Annotated in this window: 2 protein-coding genes; both read right to left on the bottom strand. The window is 41.8% G+C overall.

The annotated features are described in order from the left end of the window. Positions 1–7,550: beta strand repeat-containing protein (locus ACHFIY_RS18745; RefSeq protein WP_410847661.1), on the bottom strand; the 7,550-nt coding region annotated here is incomplete at its 3' end. A gap of 305 nt (positions 7,551–7,855) precedes the next feature. Next, positions 7,856–10,222 (bottom strand): cohesin domain-containing protein, encoded by a 2,367-nt coding sequence (locus ACHFIY_RS18750; RefSeq protein ID WP_410847662.1) that lies wholly within the window; start codon positions 10,220–10,222, stop codon positions 7,856–7,858. Positions 10,223–10,326 lie beyond the last annotated feature (104 nt).

The raw sequence follows: 10,326 nt of genomic DNA on the forward strand, positions 1-10,326 counted from the left end.
TTATTGTTGAACCCAAGGGTATATTGCATCCCCAGGATGTTTTTAAAGTTACTTACCCTTATTGGCACCCTTACCTCCGTTTCGCTGGTGCTGGTTTTTATGTCCTTGTAGAACAACTGTATTGGCTTGCCTTGCAGGTTTGAAGACCCATAAGTAGCCAATGGTTTCCAGTTGAAATCCACATCCCCAATCTTGATGCCAACCAAGCTTTGCTGCGTTTGATTGCTGGACAAATTAGTAAAGCTAATGCTGCTTTGATAAGGGAATGGATTGGTAGTGTCGGCAAATACAAAGCCACTATCAACAAACGTCCACAAACGGTTGCCTTTGAACAAAGTGTCTAGGCCAAGCGTGAAACGCTTTTCTAAAGCCACATCCAATGCTGTAACAGAGCCACTATTATTCACGTCAGCTGCTATTAACTTATAAGGATTAAACACATACTTGCCCAAAGTGTAGCCTTTTAGCAATGCCACATCCAAAGCGCTAACGCCGTCATTTATCAAGGAATCGTCCCCTTTGAATGCCTTCAGTGTATAGTTGCCACCAGCAGGTACCGTGAAGCTGTAATTGCCCAAGGCATCGGTAGTTGTAGTGATGGAATCGTTTAGCGAAACAGTAACGGAAGGCACTATGTAACCCAATTGGTTACTAATATTCCCACTGATAGTATATTGAGAAGGAGTTGTAATTGTAACTACCACGCTATTGGAAGTAGCTGTGGAAGCAGTTACACAACTAATACTACTGGTAATGGCACAACTAATTACATCACCATTGCTTAGGTTTGAAGTAATATAACTGCTAGATGTAGCCCCGCCAACGGCAGACCCGTTTTTCAGCCATTGGTAGCTTGCAGTACCTGCATTTATCACAGTTGCAGTAAATGTAGCTGTTGAGCCAGAAGCTACAGAGATACTTGTAGCCCCGTTATTAATAACCACCGATGGCGTTACAGGCGTTGTAATACTTAGTACTAATGTAGCAGTACTGTCGCAACCATTGCTATTGCCACCCACAAAAGCTTTTGTATATTTTCCAGTAGCTGTATATACAATCCCATTCCAAGTATAACTACCACAAGCAGAAATATTTGTAGTAGAGGTTGTTGGTATGTTTACTGTCAATTGCAATGAGGCTATACTGTCGCAACCATTACTGCCGCTTCCCACAAATGTTTTTGTATAAGTACCACTAGTTGTATATACAGTACCGTTCCAAGTATAACTGTCACAAGCCGTGATGCTTGTAGTAGAAGTTGTTGGAAGGTTTACTGTCAATTTCAACGTTGCGGTGCTGTCGCAGCCATTGCTGTTGCCACCAACAAAGATTTTTGTATAAGTACCACTAGTTGTATATACAGTACCGTTCCAAGTATAACTGCCACAGGCCGTGATGGTTGTAGTAGATATAGTAGGTGTGTTTACTACTAATTTCAACGTTGCAGTGCTATCACAGCCATTGCTGTTGCCACCCACAAATGTTTTTGTATAAGTACCGCTAGTTGTATATACAGTACCGTTCCAAGTATAACTGCCACAAGCTGTAATGCTTGTAGTAGAGGTTGTTGGCACGTTTACGATCAAGTTCAAAGTGGCAGTGCTGTCGCAGCCATTGCTATTGCCACCCACAAATGTTTTTGTATATTTTCCAGTAGCTGTATATACAATCCCATTCCAAGTATAACTACCACAAGCAGAAATATTTGTAGTAGAGGTTGTTGGTATGTTTATTGTCAATTGCAATGTGGCTATACTGTCGCAACCATTACTGCCGCTTCCCACAAATGTTTTTGTATAAGTACCACTAGTTGTATATACAGTACCGTTCCAAGTATAACTGCCACAAGCGGTAATACTTGTAGTAGAGGTTGTAGGCAGGTTTACTGTCAATTTCAACGTTGCAGTGCTGTCGCAGCCATTGCTGTTGCCACCAACAAAGATTTTTGTATAAGTACCACTAGTTGTATATACAGTACCGTTCCAAGTATAGCTGCCACAAGCCGTGATACTTGTAGTAGAGGTTGTTGGCAAGTTTACGATCAAGTTCAAAGTGGTAGTGCTGTCGCAGCCATTGCTGTTGCCACCCACAAAGGTTTTTGTATAAGTGCCACTAGCTGTATAAACCGAACCATTCCAAGTATATCTGCCGCAAGCCGTGATACTTGTAGTAGAGGTTGTTGGGGTGTTTATTGTCAATTGCAATGTGGCAGTGCTGTCGCAGCCATTGCTGTTACCACCCACAAAGGTTTTTGTATAAGTGCCACTAACTGTATAAACCGTACCATTCCAGGTATAGCTATTACAAGCACTAATAGTAGTGGTTGAAGTTGTTGGGTTATTTACAGTCAATACCAATGTGGCAGCACTATCGCAACCTGCAACATTTACTAAATGGGCTACATAAGTACCAGCAGCACTATATGTCGTGCCATTAAAAGTATAAGAACTGCCTGCGCAAATACTAATAGCAGTTGTAGAAGTAGAAGGCAATTTCACTTTAATTACAAGAGAATTACTTACAGAGCGTGATGTAACACAGGTAACACTACTTGTAAGCGTGCAAGTTACCACTGCACCATTGGTTAATGTGCTAGTAGTATAGGTGGCACCTGTACCCACAGTTACACCATTTACCTGCCATTGATATGTTGGCGATGCGCCTCCATTAGAAGGGATTGCCGTAAAAGTTACGCTTGTACCCGCACAAATAGAGGTTGTTGGGGTACTTATTGTAACAGAAGGCGTTGCATAAGAAGATACCGAAACAGTAATGCTATTGCTGCTTGCTGTGCTTAGTGTAACACAAGCAACGCTGCTTGTAAGCGTGCAGGTAATTACATCTTTATTGGCCAGTGCATTGTCGCTATAAGTACTTGTATTGTTGCCAACGCTTATGCCATTTTTCTTCCATTGATAAGTAGGTGTCAATCCGCCGTTTACTGCCGTGGCGGTAAATACCACGTTATTACCCAAACAAATGTTTGTAGCTGATGCTGCTATTAATACTGAAGGAGTTACAGGGGCAGTAACTGTCATGGTTTGCGATACGCTGTCTGTGCAGCCATTATCGCTGGTTACAGCTAAGCCCACAACATAACTACCTGTTTTTGAATAGGTATAAGTTGGATTTGCTGTTGTGGAAGCAGCACTACCATCTCCAAATGACCAACTATAACTATTGGTGCCACTACTAATAGTGCTTGTATTGGTAAATGCAAAGCTATTGCCTGTAAGGCATTGTGTACTGTCATTAACAGTAAAGGAAGCATTTGGTTGGGGGTTTACTGTTACAGTATTGATTGCACTGTTTGTACAGCCATTATTGCTGGTCGTCAATAATGTTATATTATAAGAACCTGCAGAGGCAAATACAAATGTTGGGCTTGTAGCAGTAGAACTAGAATCGCCTATTGCCCAAGTATTTGTAAGCGAGCCAGAACTAATGGTACTAGTATTCTGGAAAATAAAGTAATTGCCATTCAAACACTGAGAAGCTGTATTAATAGTAAATGCAGCAACAGGTATCGGGTTTACAGTAACAGCTAAGCTAGCAGTTGTGGAACAACCAAACACATTTGATACAGTATAAGTAATAGTTGCACTGCCAGCACTTACAGAAGTTACTATACCATTGCTATCTACTTTGGAAATAGTACTATCACTGCTGCTCCATGCGCCACCAAAAGTGCTATCGGTAAGCACAAGCATATTGCCAAGGCAAACATTTGTTTTGCCACCTATTGCAGAAACAACAGGCAATGCGTTTACTGTTACCACTGCCGTGTCTGTAGTAGTGCAGCCAGAAGTATTGGTTACTGAATATAATATAGTATCAGTGCCAGCATTTATTGCTGTTACAATGCCACTAGTTGCATCTATTGTTGCAACAGCAGTGTTGCTGCTGATCCATGTTCCACCTGTCGTGGCAGAGGAAAGTTTAGCTGTATCGCCAGCACATATAGAAGTTTTGCCAGTAATGCTCGCAACTACTGGTAGTGCAGCAATAGTGCCATTGCCAAATACTGTTGTAGTGCATCCATCTGTTGTTACAGAATAGGTAGTAATAATATCCCCAGCAGATACGCCAGTTACAGTTCCTGAAGCATTTATTGTTGCAATAGTAGTATCATTGGTACTCCAAGTGCCACCTGGTGTAGCATCAGTTAAAGTAATTGAAGCTCCTACGCAAATGGTAGTTGCTGGGCTTTGTATTGAGGCAACCACAGGATTGGCAACCACGGTAAATACTGTAGTGGCTGCATTGCTACATCCATTGCCGCCACCTCCACCGCCGCCGCCAGTTGGGTTTGTCACGGTATAATAAATATTTGCTGTTCCAGCAGCAACACCTGTAACAACCCCAGTATTGCTTACTGTTGCAACAGCAGTGTTGCTGCTACTCCATGCTGATGTACCGCTATTAGGGATAGTAGAACCATTAATCAACTGGCTTGAATAGCCAATGCATACTTTGTTATTGCCAGTAGAACTAACTACTGTTGGTGCTGCGTTTACGGTAATCCTACTATTAGCAACCGCTGGGCAAGCTCCAGCTCCATTAACGACGTATTGGATAATTACTTGGCCAGCAGCAACACCTGTAATAACCTGTGTTGTGCCAGTACCAGAAGATACTTTTGCAATGGCATCATTAGCACTGCTCCAAGTACCGCCAGAAACGCTCTCTGTTAAAGTAGTAGTTGCATCCACGCAAACGGTAGTTGTACCTGTTATTCTGCCGGCATTTCCGCCGCTATTAACAGTGATGCTCGTTGTAGCATTAGCAGTGCAGCCTCCAGCATTTGTTACTGTATAAGTAATGGTTGCAGGGAAACCTACACTTGCAACGCCAGTAACCAACCCTGTACTATCTACTGTTGCTAGGTTTGTGTTGTTGCTAGTCCAAACACCGCCAACAGTAGCATCTGCAAGTTGTATAGTTGACGAAGAACATACAGAACTTGGGCCTGTGATGGCTGCAACTGTAGGCCTTGCGTAAACTGTAATTGTTTTTGTTACACTACCGCTACAAGTGCCATTGCTTACGTTGTAAGTAATGGTTACAGTACCTGCTTTCCTAGGCGTTACCAAACCAGTAGTAGTTACTGTAGCTACCGCAATATCAGAACTGCTCCAAGTAGTAGTAGTACCAGTGGTAGAATCCCTTAATTGCAAGGTTGAGCCTATACATACCCCACTAGAACCTGTAATATCAGAAACCTGCAGGGTAGGGGCAATAGTAACAGGGTAAGATTTAGTCCTAGAACAACCATTGCCACCATCAACTTTAAAGGAAACATGAGCATCGCCCGTTGTTAACCCACGTATCACAACCGAAGTGCCAGTTACGCTACCTACAGTAGCAGCCACTTTTGTACTGTCAACAGACCAAGTGCCACTGTTTACAGAATTGGTTGTAAACGTAGCCACGCTGTTTATACAAAGGGCATCGCTCCCTGTAAGTGTAAAGTTAGTTGGCTTAGGGTTTACTGTAATATTGGTTGATGTGGAATTGATACAGCCATAAGTATTAGTAACCGTATAGGTTATGGTAGCATTGGAATTATTATTCCTAACTGCCCCGCCAACTACTTCACCGTTTGTACCCACAGTTGCATTAGCAGTATTACTTGTGTTCCAAACGCCACCAGCTATTGCATTTGTAAGCAGCACAGAGTCGCCACTACATAAAGACGTGCTGGTTATATTATTCGAGCCAACATTGGGTATGTCGCTTACAATTATGTTTTTAATTGCCGTGGCAGTACAACTACCGCTGCCAACTATGTATTTTATCGATACTACACCTGAGGAAATACCAGTTATAACGCCACCACTTGCTATAGCAATATTTTCATCGGAAGATGTCCACGTTCCGCCACTAGTAGCATCTGTTAAAGTGATTGAAGAACCAACGCAAACGCTTGCTGGGCCTTGTATGGCAGGTACAGTAATACCAGTGCTTACCGCTAATGGGAATGAAACGGATGTAGAACAACCGCCAGATGTAACTTTATAATAAACAGTATCAGTGCCTGCGGCTTGACCTGTAACCACGCTGGTGTTCGAAGAGGCAGCAATAGTAGCAATATTAGTGTTGCTAATGCTCCAAGTGCCGCCTTGTGTTGCGCTAGTAAGGGTATCTAGCGAGCCAATACAAATAGTGCTTGTTCCTGTAATAGCACTAACAGTAGGGGCAGTATTTACAGCAACATTTCTTGTAACATTGCTGGAACAACCGCCAGCACTTACAACGGTATAAACAATCGTGGTGCCACCTGCCCGCAGCCCTGTTACCAAACCACTACCATCCGCATTCTGGGTTACAGTAGCTATAGTAGTGTTATTGCTACTCCAAGTACCATTAGCCGTAACATCAAAAAAAGTGGTTGTTCCGCCTACGCAAATATTATTTGTGCCTGTTATAGCACTAACTGTTGGCGCAGCACTTATAGTAACCACCACAGATTGAGAAGCTGTACAGCCGCTGTTCCCGTTGGTTACCGTATAGGTGACAGTATCTGAACCCGCAGTAACGCCCCTTACATTTCGGTTATTGCCAAAACCATTATTCAGCGTGGCATTGCCATTGCTGATAGACCACGTGCCTCCTGTTGTAGTTTCACTTAATGTGATGGTAGAACCAATACAAACAGCAGTAGTAGTTGCAGTAATAGCTGCAACAGTAGGGGAGGCATTAACAGTTACTGATTTAGTAGAAGATGTAGCACAACCATAAGCATTTGTAACTGTATAAATAATATTTGCAGTGCCAGCAGCAACGCCGGTTACTACGCCGTTGGCTACGCCTGCTATGGTGGTGTTGCTGCTGCTCCAAGCACCACTAGAAGTTGCATCTGCCAAAGCTGTTGTATTGTCAACGCATACAGTTCCGGTTCCTGTTATAGCCGCAACAGTTGGGTAGCTACTTACAGTAAAAGTAGTTGTGGCCACCGCAGAGCATCCATTAGAATTAGTTACTGTGTAATAAATACTGCATGTGCTTGCGGCCATGCCAGTTACAACACCAGTTGTGCTATCAACGCTAGCAATGAATTGGTTGGAACTTGACCAAACACCACCTTTTGTTGCATCGGCAAGTGTTGTGGTTGTACCTACGCATGTATAAGTTTTGCCAGTAATTGCTTTAATTGTTGGCAGGCTATTTATTGTAACGCTTATGCTTGTTTGGGCAGTTGCAGTACCATCCGAAACTTGTATCACAAAAACATCAGTACCGCTATAGCCTGTTGTAGCCGTGAAATCAAAGCCAGACGGGGAAAACACAGAGCCATTCGTACTCCCAGAACCAGGAAACCCATGGAGCGTTCCATGGGAGGGAGGCGTTTTAATGGTATAGGTCAATGTTTGCCCTTGGTCCGCGTCCAGCGTTTGTAAGTAACTGTCAATAGAAACACTTGTTGCGTTCTCGCAAATCGAAAACGATTGTGTAGTGCCACCAACAAAACTGGGTGGGTTGTTTGCCTGGGCAAAGGAAAACGTGGTTAGCAACGTAGCAAGCAAAGTAAATAAAAATACGGGTTTCATATTAGTTGTTTTGTTTTAAGATGCGTGTAATTTTTTTTATGCTGCCTAATGACTCAAAAAAAAATCAATCGTTTAAAATGGGTTTAACATTATTTAAACAATCGGTGAAAATGCAATTGAAAGTGATAAATGTGTTACCTTGAAATTTTGTGCCTTCTTCGCAGATTAACCAAACTTGTACCTGAAAGCAGTAACAAATTATACTCTTCAGAAAATGATTTGCTAAAATGATTTCAACAAAACGCCTTAAAACCAAGGGCTTCCATCATTAAAATCATGCAAATCATTTAATAAGTAGTATATTTTCAACGATCCGGTACTATCATTATCCTTTTTACAGAAGTACTATTTATACCACTGGCTTTTAAGTAATAAAAACCAGCAGCCAATTTGGTTTCCTCCCCTAGGTTTAGTACTACATTGCTGGTACCTGCAATAGCAACCAGTTTTTTTCGTATCATTATTTTACCGTCCATTGTAAAAAGTTCAAACTGTATGGGTTTTGTTTCGTTAACCGAAACATGCATTGTTAACATGCCATTGGTTACATTATTTACCAACTCACAGTTTTCAGCAGATGCTCGAATTGCGGCTTCTGCAGCTATTTTGCCGCTACCTTTTACAATGCTATGCTTGGTAAAATTAGCATCCCATGCTTCTGCTGTAGCTATATCAGACGAAATTGCAACGTCTTCTTTTACTATATCCCCTTTTTTTGAAAAAACCAACTCCATCAAAATGGTGCTATCTTCAAGGTTTTTTGCTTCCAAGCCTGCACTCATCCACAAAAAAGTTAGTTTCCCTTCACCTGCATGGTTAGTGCCATATTCCAGATTCAACCGATTTTTTTTTATGCCGGTCAATTGCAATAATTTGTTGTTATAATTTAGCGTGAATTGCAGCCCAAGCATATTTTTAAAATAATTTACACGAAGTGGTAACCTTATTTCTGTTTCGTTGCCAGTTATACTAATATTGTTGTAAAATATTTCTACAGGCCTGTTAATACCATTTGTTGCCTTCAAAGCACTAGCATCCCAGTCGTAGTTCACATCGCCAATTTTCACCCCAATAAAACTTTGGCTTGCTTTATTGCCAGTTAAGTTAGTATAACTGATGCTGTCTTTATAAGGGAACGGGTTGGATGGTTCTGAAAAAACATAGCTGCTGTCAACAAAAGTCCACAATCTGTTTCCTTTAAAAACCGTATCTAAGCCCAAGGCAAACCTTTTAATCAATGCCACGTCTAAAGCGGTAATGCTGCCGTTATTATCTGCATCGGCAGCAATAAGCTTATATGGCGAGTTCAAGTCTACAATGCCTAGCTCATAGCCTTGTACTAATAGCGCATCAGCCACCGTTACGCCATTATTCTTTTTTACATCATTAATTTTAAACGGTTTTATAGTGTAGTCGCCAGCACCAGCCACCAAGAAATTGTAAAGGCCTTTAGTGCTGCTAATTAACGAACTGCTAGTATCGCCTGTTAAATTAAAAGTAACTGAAGGTATTACAGTGCCTAATGCGCTTGTAACACTGCCAGCAATAGTGGTGGGCAATTGTGCCTTGCTGGTAAAACGCCCTACAGAAATGGCATAAGTGTGAGAAGTATCCAATGGGGTATAAGAAATATTGGTAGAACCAGAAAACATAAACCCAACAGGTGCATCATCTAGCGTGTCGGTTACTATCAGCACCGTGCCATGCCCAATGCCGCTGTTGTTCTTCCTTGAATCGTTGAAATGCGCATCTTGGCCAGAATCGTCAAACACATTCACGGCATAAACTTTATGCTTGGCCACAAATGCCTTCAGTTTTTTTGCTGTTTCTTTTGGATAGTATGGCTTCAAGGTAGTCGCGTCTAGTGCAATAGGCTTGTTTTCAAGAATCATGAAATGCCCGTTAGAGGAAGCAACTGGCCCATAGCCAAACGCAAGCACATCGCCCGATTTGCATAAGGAAAATCCTCCTTTCCTCAAGCCATTATACGTTTTCAGCGTTTTGTCAATGGTCTGGTCATAGGCATTAATTGTTGAATCCTCTACATTGCCTGAGATATATTGCCAGCCCGGCACAGGAGTAGACCGCAATGTAGGGAATGCAACAGCAAATTGATAAGCAGTAGCTACATATCCTTTGTTGGCAATTGGAGCATAATTATTAGCAGTTATCCTGTTGATAAGGTTTAGGTAAGGGTTATTGGCACTAGCCGTTCCACCAACCGCCGATAAAAGCCTGGTGCCATAGCCGACGCAGTCAATATTGGCAGTGAATGTTTTTGTAGTGGTTGTGTAAAAGGCATTCGGGCAACGATTTGGCCAAACAGTGCTGAAATTACTTATGCCATAAGTGCCATACAGCGAACTAGCTAAATAGTATCCTGTTGCAGGATTAAGGTACTTCTCGGAAGTAGGGTATTTTACACCTTTATATACCAGTGAAGTGTCAACCACCGTTACGCCCGGAAGCGAAAAATAACCCTGCTGCAACAAAAAAGGCTGTGCTATGCCTTTTGCTGCTTGTAGCACAGTATTGTAAAATGTATCGTTGTAGGTGGTAGTGGCAAAGGGCGGCATAATGGTAGTGTCGCTTTCCTTGTAAGTTGCAAATACCTTGGTAAAAGAAAATGCTGCAAGCAGCAAGAAAAGGGAAAAGGTATATTTTTTATTCATGGTAACTCAATATATGCGATTCAAAACATGTTTGTTGCTTCATTAATGTGTTAGTACCCATGCTATTGTAATAGGATTAAAAATTAAAATTGATATAAAATTTA

The sequence above is a fragment of the Parasediminibacterium schistidii genome (genome assembly GCF_046546515.1).
GTDB lineage: Bacteria > Bacteroidota > Bacteroidia > Chitinophagales > Chitinophagaceae > Parasediminibacterium.

Coding starts and splice junctions, on each gene's coding strand:
- ACHFIY_RS18750 (WP_410847662.1), bottom strand. CDS start 10,222: ATGAATAAAAAATATACCTTTTCCCTTTTCTTGCTGCTTGCAGCATTT.